Raw genomic sequence first — 17,286 nt, forward strand, 5'->3', positions numbered from 1 at the left:
AGCCTGACTGCACCCCTGCTCGGAGTCAGAGGCGATGGCGATACCTTTCCTTCTGGGAAAAAGAACTCGCTTTGCTCGGACACCTTTTTCCCGGCAGGAAAGGTATCCCCATCCCCTCGGCCGAACTTTGGTGTAGTAGTCGTTATGAAGTTGAATCGATTTTACAGGGACGAACTGAGTTTTCTCAGGCTACAGGGCAGAGAGTTTGCGGATGCGCATCCTCAGCTGACCCGGTTTCTTTCTGAGCAGAGTACTGACCCGGATGTCGAACGACTGCTGGAAGGCTTCGCCTTTTTGACCGGGAAGCTCCGGGAGAAGGTCGAGGACGAGTTTCCTGAGCTGACGCATTCGCTGCTGAACATGCTGTGGCCGAACTATCTGCGGCCAGTGCCCAGTTGCACCATCATGCGGTTTGATCCGCAGTTGCACGCCATCAGTGAGCGTCAGCGGGTGGATCGGCATACCGAGATCAAGAGCCGCCCGCTGGGAGACGCCACGCGTCAGACCCAGTGCCGGTTCCGTACCTGTCGGGCGGTGGACGTGTTTCCAGTCAGCGTGGCGGATGCTCACGCAGAGCACTCACGGGAAGTGTCTTCCGTCACCGTCGACCTGGCGTTGCACACCGACCAGCCGCTGTCGTCCCTGGGGCTGGACAACCTGCGTTTTTACCTGGGCGGCGAGAGCCATATTTCCGAGACGCTGTACCTGTGGCTGAACCATTACCTGCAGCGTATGGAACTGGTGGTGGGCGATTCGGTGTTTTCCGTTCCGGCCAGCCAGTTGAAGCCCGTCGGGTTCGCTAACGACGAGGCGCTGTTGCCGTACCCGAAGAACGCCTATCCGGGCTACCGGATTCTGCAGGAATTCCTGAGTTTTCCGGAAGCTTTCCGGTTTGTGGATATTCAGGGCCTGAAAGCACGGCTGCCAGCGGTGCAGGCGGATGAGATCAGTCTGCGGTTTCACTTCAGCCGTATCCTGCCGCCGGATGCAAAGATTCGTGCGGAGAATTTCCAGCTTTACTGCACGCCGGCCATCAACCTGTTTACCCACGAAGCCGACCCGGTGGACCTGAACGGCCGCCAGACGGAGTACCGGATTGCGCCGTCCAGCCGGTCGCCGGAGCACTACGAAGTATTCAGTATTGAGCAGGTGGAGGGCTGGCTGGAAGGCCGGTCCGGACGCGGAGAGCCGCGTTTGTATACCGCGTTTGAGAGTTTTCAACATGAGGTGGAGCGGGATCGTGGCCGCACCGCCCTGTACTACCGGGTGAAAGCCCGGGAGAGCGTTCGTGGGGATGGCTTTGACCACTACATATCCTTCGTGCGCGGTGACGAGTCCGAGTGCCTGAACCGGCAGGAAGCGGTATCGCTGACTCTGACCTGCACCAACCGTCAGTTACCGCATCAGCTGGCGGTGGGGGAGATCTGCATGGCGACAGAAACCACGCCGGCATTCGCCTCATTCAGCAACATTACCCGGCCCACGCACACCCTGCGGCCGACACTGGATGGCAGCCTGTTGTGGACACTGATCTCCAACCTGTCGCTGAACTACCTGTCGCTGCTGGATGTGGACGCCTTGCGCACGGTACTGCGGGTTTATGATTTTCGCGCCCTGGTGGATCGCCAGGCGGAGCGGGTATCCCAGAAGCGCCTGGCCGGCATCCTGGACATCGAAACCACGCCGGTGGATCGGATGGTGCGGGGGTTGCCGGTGCGGGGTATTCGCTCGGTGATGCGGCTGGATCAGCAGTCGTTCGCCTCGGAAGGCGATTTGTACCTGTTTGGTACGGTACTCAGCCAGTTTTTCGCACTTTACGCCAGTATTAACGCCTTTCACCAATTGGAAGTGGTGAATACAGACAATCAGGAACGGTACACATGGACGTTACAACAAGGGCAGCAGCCTCTGATGTAGCCGAGCTGCAACCCGTTCTGGGCAATGCACGGCGCTACAGCTTTTTCCAACTGGTGGATTTGATCCATCGTCACCACGGTGATGATCTGGAACGATCCCAGGACGAGCAGCCACAGCGGGAGCGCATCCGCTTCTCCGCGTCGGCCGGCCTGGGTTTTCCCGGCAGTGATGTGGTGTCGGCGGCGTCGCCGGAGCACGAGCACGCGCCCTATCAACTGGAAGTCAGTTTCCTGGGCTTGCACGGTTCCCAGTCGCCCCTGCCAGGCTATTACCTGGAGGACCTGGCCTGGGAGGCGGGGCAGAACCTGGGCATTCGTCGCCACTTCCTGGATTTCTTCAATCACCGGCTGGTGACGCTGTTTCATCGGGCGTGGCGCAAGTATCGCTATTACGTGCGGTTTCAGCCGGAGGCCTCTGACGGCTTCTCCGAGCATATTTTCTCCCTGGTGGGTCTCGGTGACCCGCAGGTCAGGGCGGCAACACCGGTTAACTGGTCGAAGATGCTGGCCTATGCCGGGATGATGGCGGGCCGTAGCCGTTCTCCGGAAGTGGTCAGCGGCATCATCGGTCATTGCTTTGATCTGGACGATGTCGGCATTGAGCAGTGGGTATTGCGTCGGGTGGAGATCCCGAAGGATCAGCAAACTCGGCTGGGGCAGGCCAACGCCGCCCTCGGTGAGGACACGCTGGTAGGCTCGGGCATTCGCGATCGCAGCGGCAAATTCATCCTGCGCATCCGCAACCTCGACCGACAGCGATTTGCGGATTTTCTGCCCAACGGCGACGACCACGACCGGCTGGTGAAGCTGGTGGAGTTTGTCACCCGGGAACAGCTGGCTTACGACCTGGAACTGCAGATGCGCCCGAGGGATGTAAAGCCAATGCAGTTGGGCGCGGATGTGCGGCTGGGCTGGAACTCGTTTGTCACCCCGGAAAAAGCCCGGAAGCTGCCAGCGGTGCGGTTGCAGATTCGCCGCTGAATTCTATGGATTGCTTAGCAGGTTAATAAAGGAAACCGGATATGGAACATCAACCAACCCATAACCTGAAACTGGTGGTCAGTAATCCCACCCAGGTTGCCAGCGGCCTGGCCCGGGAACACGTGTTCGGGATCAGCGGCGGCTCAATCGGCAGTGCCGGCAGTGATACCTGGCAGCTGTCTTCACACCGCACCGGTGCTGTTGGCGGCCATGCAGAAGTTCGGTTTATGGACGGCGTGTTCTGCCTCATTGACCGCAGCGGCCGCACCTATATCAACAGCGGCACCCAGCCAGTCGGCCGGGGCCGCCGGGCACGCCTGAAGAGTGGTGACACCATCACCATTGGTCGCTATCAGCTCAAGGCAGAGGTACTTAGCGGCCGGCGCCAGGACGGTACCCTGCCGGAAGAGGTTGAGGACGCCACTCTGGTCAATGTCGACGAGGGCGAGCTGATGCGCGCCGAGGAGCGTGAACTGGAAACCGTTGGCGACGAGCCGCTGCACGGTTTGCAGCCGGCGCCGGGTGAAACCTTCAGCGACGATCCCCTGCAGGCCTGGTCAGCCCCCCATGGCGAAAGCCAGCACGCTGATGTGGCCGAAAGCCGTGACCGGGAGTCCCTGCTGGCGGACAAGCCAGAGTGGTACGCCAGCGAGGGTGCCGTAACCGACGAGTATCGCGAGAACCGTGACGTAGCCATGGGCTTGCCCATGCGAAAAGGAGAGGGTGACAGGATGTCAGAGACCACCAAGCCGGCCCGCCGCCGGGAGACCAGTGATCAGAGCCGCCAACACATCAGCGGTGCGCCGCTGTTGCGCGGCATGGATACCGATCTGGGCTTCGCCGACAGCGACGAAATGCGCCTGTTCCTGGAAGAGGCTGGCCAGACCCTGAAAGCCACCGTGGAAGGCCTGCTGGCCCTGCATCAGGGTGAGGACAGCCGCCATCAGGCTCTGCGCACCCGCTTGCAGCCCATTGAGGACAATCCGTTGCGCCTGGGCGAAGACTACAACGAGACCGTGCAGACCCTGTTCGCCAGCCAGCGCAGCCCGGTTCATCTGTCCGCACCGGCGGCGGTCAGTGAGAGCCTGCAAAGCCTTCACCATCATCAGCTCGCTACCCAGACCGCCATTCGCGAGGGGCTGGATGCCATTCTCCACGCTTTCTCACCCGAGGCATTGCTGCGCCGGTTCCATGGTTACCGCCGGGGCCTGAAAACCGACGAAGATGAAAGCAACTGGGCATGGGAGATGTACCAACACTATTACCGGGAACTGAGTTCCAGTCGTCAGCAGGGTTTTGAGCGCCTTTTTCAGGAGGTGTTTGAACAGGCTTACGATCAACAACTGCGTCAATTACAGAGGGAGAACCTGTCGTGAAGTACTGCAAATGGAGTTTGCTGGTCGCCATTCTCGTTTTGGTGGGGTGTAGCACCCCCTACAACGCTGTTACCAAGACCGCCAAGGTGATGTGGGATCCGGACATACCTGTGGGTTACCCGGATGAGCTGCCAAGCCGCGTGGACCTGACCATGTTGGCGGAGCCGGACGTGAACCCCAACGAATCCCTGGCGCCGACACCCATCGCCTTCCAGATCATCCAGATGCGGGACAGCTCGCGCCTGATGGCGGCAGATTTCGACCAGTTGCTGGGCGAACTGGAGCCGTCCCTGGGTCGCAACTACGTCGACCACAGCGATTACACCCTGGTGCCGGGGCAGTTCAAGTTCATTGAGCCGTTCGAAATCGCCGAGGATACGCGCTTTATCGGTGTGATCGCCTTCTACGCCTATCCCAACCTGTCTCAGTGGAAGAAGGTGGTGAAGGTGGATCCCATCGGCGGTCGGTACCACCTGTTGGTCAATCTGCGCGAGCGTGAAGTTCAACTCAGAAGGTCGGATGAGTCCTGATGTCTGCAACGAATCGAGTCGTCTGGAGTGATGGGCTGTTCATCAAACCCCAGCACTTCCAGCAGCAACAACGTTACCTGGAACACCAGATCAACGAACGAGCCCTGGCCATTTCTGATTACCTGTACGGTTTCAGTGATCTGGAGCTGAACGCGGAATACCTGAGCTTTGGCCGGGTAGGCCTGGTACGGGCCAGCGGCCTGTTTCCGGACGGCACCCGTTTCTGCCTGCCCCAGGACGACGTGATGCCGGAACCCCTGGAGATCACCGATGCCTCCGTGGCCAATCAGGTTGTTTACCTGGCCCTGCCGCTGGGCAGCGAGAGCCTGGCGGAAGTGGAGTGGCCGGAAGCCGCCATCGCTGGCCGTTTCCGGGCCCAGAGCGAGGAAGTCCGGGACCTGCATTCCATTGACGGAGACTCCCACACCATCGACGTGGCCCGGGTGGCCCCGAAACTGATGTTGGAACGGGACGATCGCAGTGCCTACGCGGCCCTGGCCATTGGCCGGATCCTGGAAAAGCGCCCGGACGGCAGCCTGGTGATGGACCCGAACTTCATCCCCACCATGCTCAGTGTACGGGCAGCGCCCCGGCTTCAGCGTTTCGTCGGGGAAATGGCCGGGCTGATGCGTGAGCGGGCCAAGAACATTGCCGAGCGCGTGGGTGCCCCGGGGCAGGGTGGCGTCGCGGATGTGGCGGATTTCATGCTGTTGCAGATGCTTAATCGCGCTCATCCCCGTTTCCTGCATCTGGCGCGTTTGCGTCAGTTGCATCCGGAGCGGCTCTACGAGGCGTTGCTGGAGTTGTGCGGCGAACTGGTGACCTTTACCGATGAAAACCGCCTGCCCCAGGAATACACCGCGTACGATCACGACCTGCCGGAGGATTCCTTCACCCCGCTGATGCAGGTACTGAGGCAATCACTGAGCACGGTGCTGGAGCCGCGCGCGCTGGCTATCCAGCTGCAGCAACGCCAGTACGGCCTCACGGTGGCGCCGGTCCAGGATGCACAGTTGATCGGCCAGGCCGAGTTCATCCTGGCAGTGAAGGCGGACATGCCGCTGGACGATCTGCGCAAGCAGTTCACCCAGCAGTGCAAGGTGGCGTCGGTGGAGAAAATCCGCGATCTCATCAGCCTGCAATTGCCGGGGATTCCGCTGTCGGCCTTGCCGGTGGCGCCCCGTCAGTTGCCGTATCACGCCGGGTTCGTGTACTTCCGGTTGGACGACCAGAGCCAGGCCTGGCAGATGCTCGACAACGCCAGCGGCTTTGCGTTCCACGTGGCCGGCAGTTTCCCGGGAATGGAAATGCAGTTCTGGGCAATCAGGAGCTAAATCATGGCAGATGCACCGGTGATGGATTCACCCAATGGCAACACGGAAGCAGGTGGCAGTGCGTTTGATGACCTGATGTTCGCGGACAGTAACCGCGATGGTCGCGTGGGCGATCAGGGCTTCGGTAATGACCAGTTCCAGCTGCGGGGCCTGGAGGATAACCGGCTGATTGATGCCGCGACGCCCCTGCTGGGGCTGGTAATCCGGGTGCGTCGGCTGGCGGATTTCCACGGTGTGGAAAACCTGTACCAGCAGGTGGTCGACGAAGTGGCCGCCATTGATCGGGAACTGGTGGAGCAGGGCTACGAGCGGCCGACGGTGGTGGCCTATCGCTACGTACTCTGCGCCTTTATTGACGAAGCCGTGCTGGGCACCGACTGGGGTGCCCACAGCGTGTGGTCCCAGCATTCGTTGCTGTCCCGTTTCCACAACGAAACCTGGGGTGGCGAGAAGGTGTTCGCCATCACCGCCCGCATGGAGCAGGAACCGGAACGTTACCGCGACATGCTGGAGTTCATCTATCTGTGCCTGTGCCTGGGATTCGAGGGCCGCTACAAGGTAATGACCAACGGCCGGGACGAATACGAACAGATTATTCGTGGGCTGTATGAACAGATTCGCGGGTTGCGTCGCGACGAGGAACCGCAGCCCCTGACCCGCGCACTGGACAACGTAACCCCGGCTCGCAACCGGCTACGGACAGGCCTGCCCCTCTGGGGCATTGGCGGACTGTTTGTGGCGGCCATGGCCGGGGTATACACGCTTTACAACATAGCGCTGAACGAACGCATCAGGGATGTGCTCAGCGTACTGGAACAACTCCCGAAATAAGGAGATCACTGTGATTCGGGTAGAACTGCCGGCGCTGATTGGGCGCCTCAACGAGATTTGTCGCCAGGGAATGGAAAGCTCGGCGGCCCTGTGCATCAGCCGCCAGGGTGCGGAAATCACTCCGGCCCACCTGCTGTTCAAACTGCTGGAAACTCCGTTTACGGACGTGCGCCAGATTCTGGAAAGCACCGGTATTGATCACCACACGCTGCAACCGGTGGTGGGGGACAGCCTGAACGGCGAGCCTCAGTCCGCCGAGCCGTACCCGTCGTTCTCGCCGCTGCTGATCGAACTGCTGCAGGACGCCTGGCTGATTGCCTCCACTGAACTGGGCCACACCGACCTGCGCTCCGGTGCCATCATGCTGGCACTGCTGATGAACGCAGACCGCTACCTGATGCCCCAGGTCAGTCAGCGTCTGAAAGACATCAACCGCGAACAGCTGCGCCGCCAGTTCGATTCCATGACCCGCGGCTCGGTCGAACAGCCTCGCGCTGAGGATGGCCCCAGTGCCGCCAATCAGGCGCAGGTGGACATGGACCCGCTCAAGCGCTACGCCACCGACTTCACCAAACTGGCCCGGGAAAAGAAACTGGACCCAGTGGTGTGCCGCGACACCGAAATCGATCAGATGATCGACATCCTCTGCCGTCGTCGCAAGAACAACCCCATTGTTGTCGGCGATGCCGGCGTGGGCAAAAGCGCCGTTGTTGAAGGCCTGGCCCTGCGTATCGTCAATGGCGATGTGCCGGAGCGCCTGACGGGCGTGGAACTGTGGACTCTGGACATGGGGGCACTGCAGGCCGGTGCGTCGGTGAAGGGCGAGTTCGAAAAACGCCTGAAAGGCGTGATTGAAGCGGTGAAAAGCTCCGCGACCCCCATCATTCTGTTTATCGACGAAGCCCACACCCTGATCGGCGCTGGCAACAGTGAAGGTGGCTCCGACGCCGCCAACCTGCTCAAACCGGCCCTGGCCCGTGGCGAGCTGCGGACCATCGCCGCCACCACCTGGCGCGAGTACAAGAAATACTTTGAGAAAGACCCAGCCCTGAGCCGCCGCTTCCAGCCCGTCGCGCTGGATGAGCCAACCCCGGCTCAAGCGGTCCACATCCTCCGTGGCTTGCGCACTGTCTACGAAAAGGCCCATCAGGTCCTGATCGCCGACAGCGCCCTGAAAGCCGCTGCCGACATGTCTGCCCGCTACCTCGCTGGCCGTCAGCTCCCGGACAAGGCCATCGACGTGCTCGACACCGCCTGTGCACGGGTCAGCCTCAACCTCAGCACGCCTCCGCGCCGCCTCAGCCACGTGCGCAGTGAACTGCACCAGTTGGGCATGGAACAGGAATTGATGACCCGCGAACAGACACTCGGGCAGGCCATCGACCACCAGCGTGAAAACGAACTGGTGGAGCGCCTGGAAACCCTGCGTGAGGAAGCGGAAGAACTGGAACAGCGCTGGAATGACCAGCGGGAACTGGTGGCGCGTCTCGTCGACATTCGCGAGCAACTGCTGAGCGAGGACACTGCCGAGACTGACGCGGATGTATCAGCGGAAGACGCCACGCCGGAAACCAGCGAAGAGCGCCCTGACCTGAAAAGCGAAGCCGCCGCCATCGAACAGGAACTGGAAGAGCTGCAGGCCGACGAGCCACTGGTACACGCCCGTGTCGATGCCCGCCAGGTGGCTGAAGTCATCGCCGACTGGACCGGTATTCCGGTCAACCGCATGACCGCCGACGAGCTGGAAAAGATCACCCGCCTGCCGGAGTATCTGCAATCGCACATCAAAGGCCAGGACACCGCCATTGGTGCACTGCACCAGCACCTGCTCACCGCCCGCGCCGACCTGCGTCGCCCGGGTCGCCCAATGGGCGCCTTCCTGCTGGCCGGCCCCAGTGGTGTGGGTAAAACCGAAACCGTGGTGCAACTGGCCGAACTGCTCTACGGCGGCCGCCAGTTCCTCACCACCATCAACATGTCCGAATACCAGGAAAAACACACCGTCTCCCGCCTGATCGGTTCACCCCCGGGCTACGTGGGCTTCGGCGAAGGCGGCATCCTCACCGAAGCCATCCGCCAGAAACCCTATTCGGTCGTGCTGCTCGACGAAGTCGAAAAAGCCCACCCGGAAGTCCTTAACCTGTTCTACCAGGCCTTCGACAAAGGCGAACTGGCCGACGGCGAAGGCCGCCTGATCGACTGCAAGAACGTGGTGTTCTTCCTCACCTCGAACCTGGGCTACCAGACCATCGTCAAACACGCGGACGAGCCGGAGAAGATCGAGGAAGCGCTGTACCCGGAACTGGCCGACTTCTTCAAACCGGCACTGCTGGCACGTATGGAAGTCGTGCCCTACCTGCCGCTGGGCGAGGACACCCTCAACCGCATCGTGGCCGACAAACTCGGCCGCCTGGCCACCCAGATCGGCGACCGTTACCACACTGAAGTGGAACTGGAAGACGGCCTGGTAGAAGCCATCCGCAGCCGTGCGACACGCAGTGAAAACGGCGCGAGGATGCTGGAGTCGATTATCGAGGGTGAACTGTTGCCGCCAGTATCACTGGCACTGCTGGAAAAGCTGGCAGCGAGAGAGCCGGTCGCCAAAGTGACCCTTGGCGTTGAAGATAACAAGTTCACCGGAACCGTTGCCTAAGGCAACGCGAAAGTAGCGGGTGCTGGGGCTCGGCTTTCCAAAACCCTGCGGAGCCATGGATGGCGGAGCGGAGCGTACAAGGATGTATTCACAGCGTGTTTTGGAAAGCCGAGCCACAGGGCCTGCGGTCGGCGAACTCAACATCTCAGGGAATAGAAACATGGGACGGATGCAGACGGAGTTGCACACCGGCATAGACCTGGCGGTTGAACTGCTCCGGCAGGACAACCTGCCAACCCTGCTAAAAGTCGCCTCACGGCAACTCGAAAACACCTTCGGCCTCACCCGCTGCTGGTCGCTCGAACTCGACCTCAGCGGCCGCACGCTCCACTGCGCGGCACTGGGCGAGCAGGGCGAGTTCGACTGCGGTGACTTCAGCCACCCCTTTGCCCACCTGCTGCAACAGGGCAAACCCAGGGAATTGTCACGGGCCGCGAGCTACCGCCTGGATCATCCGGGCTTCCAGGCCCTGGTCGACGCCAGCAACCGGCCCCGCTCATTCTGGCTGGAACCCATCAAAGGCGAAGACGGCCGCACTCTTGGCATCCTCGTGCTGTGTAATGAAGAACCCGAATGGGACGGCATCACCGCCCAGCCACTGTACCGCGGTTTGTTAACCCTGCTGTCTCACCAATGGGTCAGCCAGCTCAAGACCAGCGACCAGGTCTGGCAGCGGCGCATGCTCAAGCGCTCCCTCGACCACCTCCACGACGCAGAAGCCGTACGCCAGCGCTGTGAAGAGTTGGCGACCACTCTGGTTGGCAACTCCAAAGGCATGACCGACCTTCGCGCCCAGATTGTCCGGGCCGCCGGTAGTCAGCTGTCGGTTCTGGTGCAGGGTGAAACCGGCTGCGGCAAGGATCTCGTAGCCCAGGGCATTCACCGGTTTTCGGATCGGGCCGAAGGGCCCTTGGTGGTGGTCAATTGCGCCGCCATCCCGGACTCGTTGCTGGAAAGTGAACTTTTTGGCCATACCAAGGGTGCGTTTTCCGGTGCCGACCGAGCCAAGGAAGGTCTGCTGGCGCAAGCGGATGGCGGCACCCTGTTCCTGGATGAGATCGGCGACATGCCCATGGCTCTGCAGTCCAAACTGCTGCGGGTGCTGGAAAGCCGACGCTTCCGCCCACTCGGAGCTCAGCAGGAACAACACTCTGATTTTCGACTGGTCGCGGCCACCCATCAGCCACTGAGTGACTGCATCGAAGAGGGCCGGTTCCGCCGCGACCTGTTCTACCGGCTCAGCCAGTTCCCGTTGCGGGTCAAGCCATTGCGGGAGCGCCCGGAAGATCTGGAGCCCCTGTGCCGGCATTTCATCCGTGAGTACACGGCCCGCGAGGGCGCCGGCCCACTGGGTATCAGCAGCCATGCCTTGGGCATGCTGGCGGCATATAACTTTCCCGGCAATGCCCGGGAACTGAGGAACATTGTTGAGTTTGCCTGCCTGCAAACACCGGTGGGTGACGATATCCAGCCGGAAGTACTGCGCCTGGATGACCTGTTTCCGAGCCAGGAAACCTGTGTGGCCAGTGACTTTCAGGGGACTGCCGTACCGGGCATGCCCCTGGCGGATGAAGTGGACGACCTTCGGGCCGCGGCCCAGGCGTTCGAGGCTGCCATCATTCGTGAACGCCTGCGCCAGTACGGTGGCAACCGTGCCCAGGCAGCGGAAAGCCTGGGGCTGCCCAAGCGCACCCTGGCCCATAAATGTCTGAAGTATCAGGTGACAGAAGCGTGAACCCAAGTATTCGAAGTAACAGCCTCCTTGCCATTGTGCTCTGCGCCCTTGGTACGACGATGTCTCTGGCTGCCAATGCGCAGGGCAATCCCCAGGTGGCCGAGGCCATGGCGTGTACCGAAGAGAGCCAGCGCCTGGAACGGTTGGCGTGTTTTGACGAGGTGTTTGGTACCCCGTTTTCAGTGGCGGTTGAAGACGCCATCGTTGGCAACCAGCCCGAGCGCTGGCGCCAGGCCTTTGCTCAGGAACAGCGCCGCCGCCCGGGTGACGGCCCGCTGTATCGCAATACTTCGGAGCTGGCAGGACATCTGCTGACGCTCAGTGCCCTTGGGGTCAAACCGCCGAGGCCGCTGCTGGCGGTGCAGTGTCACAACAACATCACCGAACTGACGTTGATGATGCCGGAGGCAGTGAAAGAGGAACGGGTCACCGTCGATTTTGGCCAGGGCCTTCAGATCTGGCGCGCCCGGGACGACGGTTTCGTGATCAGTGGTGGTCGGGGGCTACCCGCTATCCGAACCGTGCGAAACATGGCGGCCGCGTCCGGAGTGACTGTGGCGTCGTCCAGTGGCGTCGTCGACGGGTTGATGTTCGACCTGACCGGGTTTCGGGAAACCCTTGAGCCACTGCGGGAAGCGTGTGGCTGGTAGTGATCTTTATCAAGAATGTGTAGTGCCATTTGCAAAGACAGGGATTGGACATGCAGGCAGTAGAGCAGCATCCATACGTTGAACAGGTGTTGAATAGGCTTTCCGGTGAGAGCGCCACGGGTGAAAACCTGATGGACGACCCCACCATGGAATACCTTGAGAACGAAATCATGAAAGTGGGCTCGCTGGCCCACACCGGTGTTGAATGGGGCAAGGTGGAGAGTGAATCGCTTCGCTTGCTGTCAGACACCAGTAAAGATCTCAAGGTGCTGGGATTTCTTCTGCTGTGCCTGCAGCGTGGCGGCAACGGTGAACGGTTTGCGCTGTCGCTGTACCTGTTGCACCGGGTACTGGACAGTTGGTGGCACGATGCCTGGCCTTATCCGGGCGACAAGGGCAAACGCGCCCGCAAGATGCTGATGACCCAGATTCTGCAACGGGCCCTCAAGGAAGTGTCGGCACTGAGCTTCGACGGCGGCGTGGGCGATGGCCGGGAATTCTGCCTGACCACGCTCGCCAAGCTGCTGGAACAGGCGAGTGCACTGGAGCTGCCGGATGACGGCCTGGTGGACTTGCGTCGGGCCGTGGAAAAACTGCCATCGCCATCTGATACGCCCAGGCCGTCGGAAGCCACCGAGAATACCGAAACCACGGGTACGTCATCGGCCGGCGCCTCTTCGTCGCAAGCCAGCAGCACCTCTTCCGCGTCTCTGGGCAGCCTGACCCTGGACCCCGCCAATGAGCGGGCCACCCGCCAGAGCCTGCTTAAAGTGGCGGATATGCTGACCGAAACCACGCCCGCCGATGCATTGGGCTATCAGCTCCGCCGTTACGCCATCTGGCAGACCATTACTTCGGTTCCACCAGCACGCGACGGCATCAAGAGCGATCTGGCGGCGGTCAGCGCCGACAGGGTGGCTGACTATCGCGAGAGCCTGTCCAAAACCCCGGACCTGGCGCTTTGGCAACGTATCGAACAAAGCCTGTCGGTCAGTCCGTTCTGGCTGGAGGGCCACTGGTTAAGCGCACAAGTGGCGTCTGCGTTGGGGCACGAGACCTGTGCCGAAGCTATCCGCACGGCGGTCAAAGCCTTCGTTGAGCGGTTGCCAGAGTTGGCGGACATGACCTTTAACGACGGCACGCCTTTTCTGCCCAAAGCGGTAGCCGACTGGATGCTCAGCGGCCCGGCGAAAGGTGGCGCCGCAGGCGGCGCGAGTGCCTGGGAACAGGCTTACGAGGATGCCCGGTCAGTGTTGGATCAGAAGGGTCTGGCGCCGGCCATGAAGCTGCTGGAAGAAGGCCTGGATTCCGCGCGCGAGCCCCGTGACCGGTTTTACTGGCGGCTGATGAGCAGCCAGTTGATGAAAGACAGCGGTATGAAAAGCCTGGCGAAACAACAGGTGCAGGATCTGCGTGAGCAGACCCGCGGGATGAATCTTGAAGACTGGGAGCCCGGCCTGGTGGCCAGGCTGGACAGACTCGCATAACAACTGACGGATCAAATTGACAGGAATGGACACCATGTGGAGACAAGCCCTACTCATTGGACGACGGATACTGCCCTTTGTGCGCAGTGCGGCGCCGATTACCCTGGCGCTGGGTGTGGTGGTACTGCTGGCCGCAACCTGGTGGTTGGGCCCGCGCCTGGAACTCGGCGGTGAATACCCGTTGGCGGCCTGGCAGATGCGTGCCCTGGTGACGCTGGTGGTGGTACTGCTGGTGGCCATGGTCTGGGGCATGATGCTGGCGCGCAAGCTGCGTAAAGTGAACGTCGCCAAGGCGGAAGAGCAGAAGGAAGAGGAAGATCCCATCCTGCCGCTGGAACGGCGTCAGCAGCGCCTGCTTGATCGCCGCCTGACGGAACTCAAGAGCAACCTGCCGGGCCGAAAGGGTGTCTATCGTTTGCCCTGGTACCTGGTGATGGGCCTGGAAGACGCTGGTAAAACCAGCCTCATCCAGCGCTCAGGGCAGACATACACCCTCACCAACGTCACCCGCAATCCTCGCACCGAGCGTAACCCTTTCGGTTTTGAATGGTGGGTGGGCGACAACGGTGTACTGATTGACCCGGACGGCGAACTGCTGAGCCAGAATGACGGTGAAGGCGCCAGTAGCGAAATTCAGCAGCGGCTGTGGACCCACTTCATCACCTGGCTGGAAAAGAACCGCCCCCAGCGCCCCTTGAATGGCATTGTGCTGGCGGTTGATCTTGCCCGTCTGAGCACTGGCAATGAACAGCAGCGCCAGGCCCAGGCCATCCTGCTCCGTACCCGGCTGCGGGAACTGATGGAGCAGTTGGGCTCCCAGTTGCCGGTGTACATCAGCTTTACCAAAATGGACCTGCTCTACGGGTTTGCGCCATTTGCCCGCACACTCTCCAAAGCCGAGCGTGAACAGCCCCTGGGCTTTACCTTCCAGTTGGACGGCCAACTGGATGCCGACGACTGGCTGGGCGAGTTTGACCAAAGCTTCAGCAAACTCGCGGAGCAACTCGGTGAGCGGCTTCCGGATGTGCTGTCTGCCACAAGGGATGCTGAAGAGCGTGCCGCTGCTTATTCCTTTACCCGCCAGTTGGCCGGCCTGAAGCCAGTGCTTGAGCAGTTCCTGGCAGACCTGCTTTCTGCGGATGCCTTTTCAACGCCGGCCCTGGTGCGAGGCACCTACTTCACCTCCGTGGTTCAGGAAGGCGTGCCGGAAGATGCGTTTGTCTCAGCCGCTGCCGCGAATTATGGGCTTGCCAGCCCGATACAGCCGGCTCAGCGTGGTGGGCAGTCCTCAAGCCTGTTCACCGAAAAGCTGTTTCCCAACATTATCTATCGCGAAGCGGGCCTGGCTGGTGACAACCAGAAAGTGGTTGGTAGTCGGCGTCGCCGCATTGCTGTCGCGGCCGTCGTGGCCGTTGCCGCCGGCCTGGGTATGACCGCCGGATGGCAGCACTACTTTATCGAAAATGCACAGGCCGCTACCGCGGTGGAGGAGCGGGTACGCAGTTTTATCGATAACTGGCGCCCCATCGGCTACGAACCTGACACCACTGGCCGCAATTTGCTGGAGCCTCTGGACCAGCTGCGGGAAGCCACCCTGGCGTTTGGTGATTACCGGGCGGAACCGGCTGTCGTGGCGGATATGGGCCTGTATAAAGGCCACAAGGTTGGTCCGGAAGTGGAAGAATCCTACCTGGACATGCTGGCCTACCAGTTCATGCCCGCGCTGATGCTGGGCGTGATGGAAGAGATGAGCGATGCCCCGGACACCAGCTCTGAGCGCCTCGACCACTTGCGTGTATTGCGGATGCTCTACGATGCCAGTGGCCGCCGCCGGGACATTGTTCACAGCTACATGAGCGATTATTGGCAACGCGCCTACCCGGCGCAGCGGGATCTGCAACAACGGCTGCTCAGCCACCTGGACTATGCGATGCTGCACACGGACCTGAACCAGAGGGTGGAAGCGGGTGACAAGACCGCGGACATGGCCCTGGCCCCCTTCCGCAGCAGTGTTCAATGGGCTCAGCACGAGCTCGGCCGCATTGCGACTCCGGACCGGGTTTATCGGGATCTGGAGAAAGAAGCGGAGCAGAACTTCCGCTCACCGCTGGATCTGGCCCGGGAGTCCGGACCGGCCTTCAGCACCGTGTTCGTACGCCTGGATGAGTTCGGCGAACCTCTTGATGAGGAGAACACCGAACAGGAAGATCCGGTGGTGATTCCATCACTGTTGACCCGTGAGGGCCTGGATTCCTGGTTCCTGCGCAAATCCGGCTCGGTGACGGAACTGGCTCTGGTTGATGCCTGGGTATTGGGCCGTCGGGACGATGTGAACTTCAGCAAGGCGGATGAAGCGCGGCTGCAGGCGCAACTGCAATCCCTGTACGCGGAAAACTACGTGGCGAGCTGGCGTCGGGCGCTGAGCCGGCTGGACATCCAGAGCTTCAGCGACCTTAACCATGGTGTGCGTATTCTGGAAAGCCTGACCAGCGGTCACGAGCCGTTGAATCAGTTGCTGGCGCAGGTTACCGCCAATACCCGATTGATTCCCGGTGGTAGTGAAGAAGCCGAAGCGGCCCGCAAAGTGATGGAGCAGTCCGCCCACTTCCAAATGGTTCAGGAAATTGAACGACAGTTCACCGACCTGAACGCATTGATCGACAAACGGGGTGACAACCCCAGCGATATGGAACAGGTGATGGACGTGGTTCAGAACCTGCACACCTATCTGCGTGGCATCCAGGAAGCACCGGATCGTGGCAAGGCTGCGCTTTCCGCCGCCCGTGCCCGGATGGGCCTGCAAGGCGCGGACCCGATCTTCACCCTGCAACGGGTAGCCTCAAATCAGCCGGCACCGCTGGACCGTATGCTTGAGAAGCTGGCATCGGAAAGCTGGCGCGTGGTGCTGGATCAGGCTGTGGCGCAGCTGGAACGCCAGTGGTACCAGGAAGTCTACCAGCCGTTCCAGCAGAGTCTGGCCAGGCATTACCCGTTCAATCCGGGCGCCGGCCGCGACGCCGCACTGCAAGATTTCGAGCGCTTCTTTGCGCCGGACGGTGTGCTGGACCAGTTTTACAACGACAATCTGAAGCTGTTTCTGGAAGACCATCCGGAACACATTGCCGGTTCCAAGCGCGCCAGCCTGGTTCGTCGTGATGTGCTGGCCTCGCTGGAGAAGGCTGAGAATATCCGCCGTGCCTTCTTCACGCGAAGCGGCTCATTGGATGTCGAGTTTGCACTGGAGCCGTTGCACCTGTCTTCCAACAAGCGCCGCAGCGTGATGAACGTGGACGGGCAACTGGTCGAATTCAGCCACGGCCCCAGCCAGAGCATTCCGCTGGTGTGGCCCAATACACTGAGGGATTCGGTTGAGAGCCGGGTGACCCTGGTGCCCACGGAAGTGAACCGCTCGCCACGCAGTATTTCGGAAAACGGCCCCTGGGCGTTGTTTCGCCTGCTGGACGAAGCCGACATCACCGGCGTGAGCAGCAGTGCCGTGGATGTGCGGTTTGCGTTGGACGATGGCGAGATGCGTTATCGCCTGCATGCGGGCAGTAATACCAACCCGTTCACACAGCAGTTGCTGGCGGGGTACCAGATGCCACGCAGTCTGTATTAGACTATGCACCAGAGCCAATACGGAAACAGGACGTTTTCCGTATTGGCGGTTCAGGATTTTACTGCTTCAAGGATCGAAGACATGCCCCAGGCAACCGGACTGCAGTTCACGGCCACCCTTGGCCAACTCCCCAAAGACCTGTTCGTGGTCGCCCGTTTCGAGCTGACCGAGTAC

11 protein-coding genes and 1 pseudogene are annotated in these 17,286 nt (G+C 61.0%); all 12 read left to right on the top strand.

Features of this window, described 5'->3' with window-relative positions; translation table 11 throughout:
• Positions 1-144 precede the first annotated feature (144 nt).
• Entirely contained in the window at positions 145-1,917 is a 1,773-nt protein-coding gene (gene tssF, locus AXW11_RS08295; RefSeq protein WP_091643193.1) for a type VI secretion system baseplate subunit TssF, read from the top strand.
• Complete coding sequence (gene tssG / locus AXW11_RS08300; RefSeq protein WP_036211243.1) at positions 1,881-2,897, top strand: type VI secretion system baseplate subunit TssG; 1,017 nt, start codon at positions 1,881-1,883, stop codon at positions 2,895-2,897. The genes tssF and tssG overlap by 37 nt, the downstream gene beginning before the upstream one ends.
• 41 nt (positions 2,898-2,938) lie before the next feature.
• Complete coding sequence (gene tagH, locus AXW11_RS08305; RefSeq protein ID WP_091643196.1) at positions 2,939-4,273, top strand: type VI secretion system-associated FHA domain protein TagH; 1,335 nt, start codon at positions 2,939-2,941, stop codon at positions 4,271-4,273.
• Positions 4,270-4,803, top strand: coding sequence for a type VI secretion system lipoprotein TssJ (tssJ, locus tag AXW11_RS08310; RefSeq protein WP_091643198.1), 534 nt, complete (start codon positions 4,270-4,272; stop codon positions 4,801-4,803). The genes tagH and tssJ overlap by 4 nt, the downstream gene beginning before the upstream one ends.
• Positions 4,803-6,137 (top strand): type VI secretion system baseplate subunit TssK, encoded by a 1,335-nt coding sequence (gene tssK, locus AXW11_RS08315; RefSeq protein ID WP_075195790.1) that lies wholly within the window; start codon positions 4,803-4,805, stop codon positions 6,135-6,137. Before tssJ ends, tssK begins: the two co-directional genes overlap by 1 nt.
• Before the next feature lie 3 nt (positions 6,138-6,140).
• Entirely contained in the window at positions 6,141-6,968 is an 828-nt protein-coding gene (gene icmH, locus AXW11_RS08320; protein ID WP_036211235.1) for a type IVB secretion system protein IcmH/DotU, read from the top strand.
• Positions 6,969-6,978: 10 nt separating this feature from the next.
• Positions 6,979-9,621 carry a type VI secretion system ATPase TssH gene (gene tssH / locus AXW11_RS08325; RefSeq protein WP_177190636.1) on the top strand — a complete coding sequence of 881 codons (2,643 nt, stop codon included), beginning with the start codon at positions 6,979-6,981 and terminating at the stop codon, positions 9,619-9,621.
• 169 nt (positions 9,622-9,790) lie between these two features.
• Positions 9,791-11,356: a sigma-54-dependent Fis family transcriptional regulator gene (locus tag AXW11_RS08330; RefSeq protein WP_091643215.1), complete on the top strand. Its 1,566-nt coding sequence runs from the start codon at positions 9,791-9,793 to the stop codon at positions 11,354-11,356.
• Positions 11,353-12,006, top strand: a complete 654-nt coding sequence (vasI, locus tag AXW11_RS08335; protein ID WP_091643204.1) for a type VI secretion system-associated protein VasI — start codon at positions 11,353-11,355, stop codon at positions 12,004-12,006. The genes AXW11_RS08330 and vasI overlap by 4 nt, the downstream gene beginning before the upstream one ends.
• Positions 12,007-12,056: 50 nt before the next feature.
• Positions 12,057-13,493, top strand: coding sequence for a type VI secretion system protein TssA (tssA, locus tag AXW11_RS08340; RefSeq protein WP_091643207.1), 1,437 nt, complete (start codon positions 12,057-12,059; stop codon positions 13,491-13,493).
• A 34-nt stretch (positions 13,494-13,527) separates the two neighbouring features.
• Positions 13,528-17,112 (top strand): type VI secretion system membrane subunit TssM, encoded by a 3,585-nt coding sequence (gene tssM / locus AXW11_RS08345; protein WP_091643209.1) that lies wholly within the window; start codon positions 13,528-13,530, stop codon positions 17,110-17,112.
• Between the two features lie 81 nt (positions 17,113-17,193).
• A pseudogene (locus tag AXW11_RS20835) lies at positions 17,194-17,286 on the top strand (contractile injection system protein, VgrG/Pvc8 family); the annotation flags it as partial.

The sequence above is a fragment of the Marinobacter sp. Hex_13 genome (assembly GCF_001566815.1).
Classification (GTDB): Bacteria; Pseudomonadota; Gammaproteobacteria; order Pseudomonadales; family Oleiphilaceae; genus Marinobacter; species Marinobacter salarius.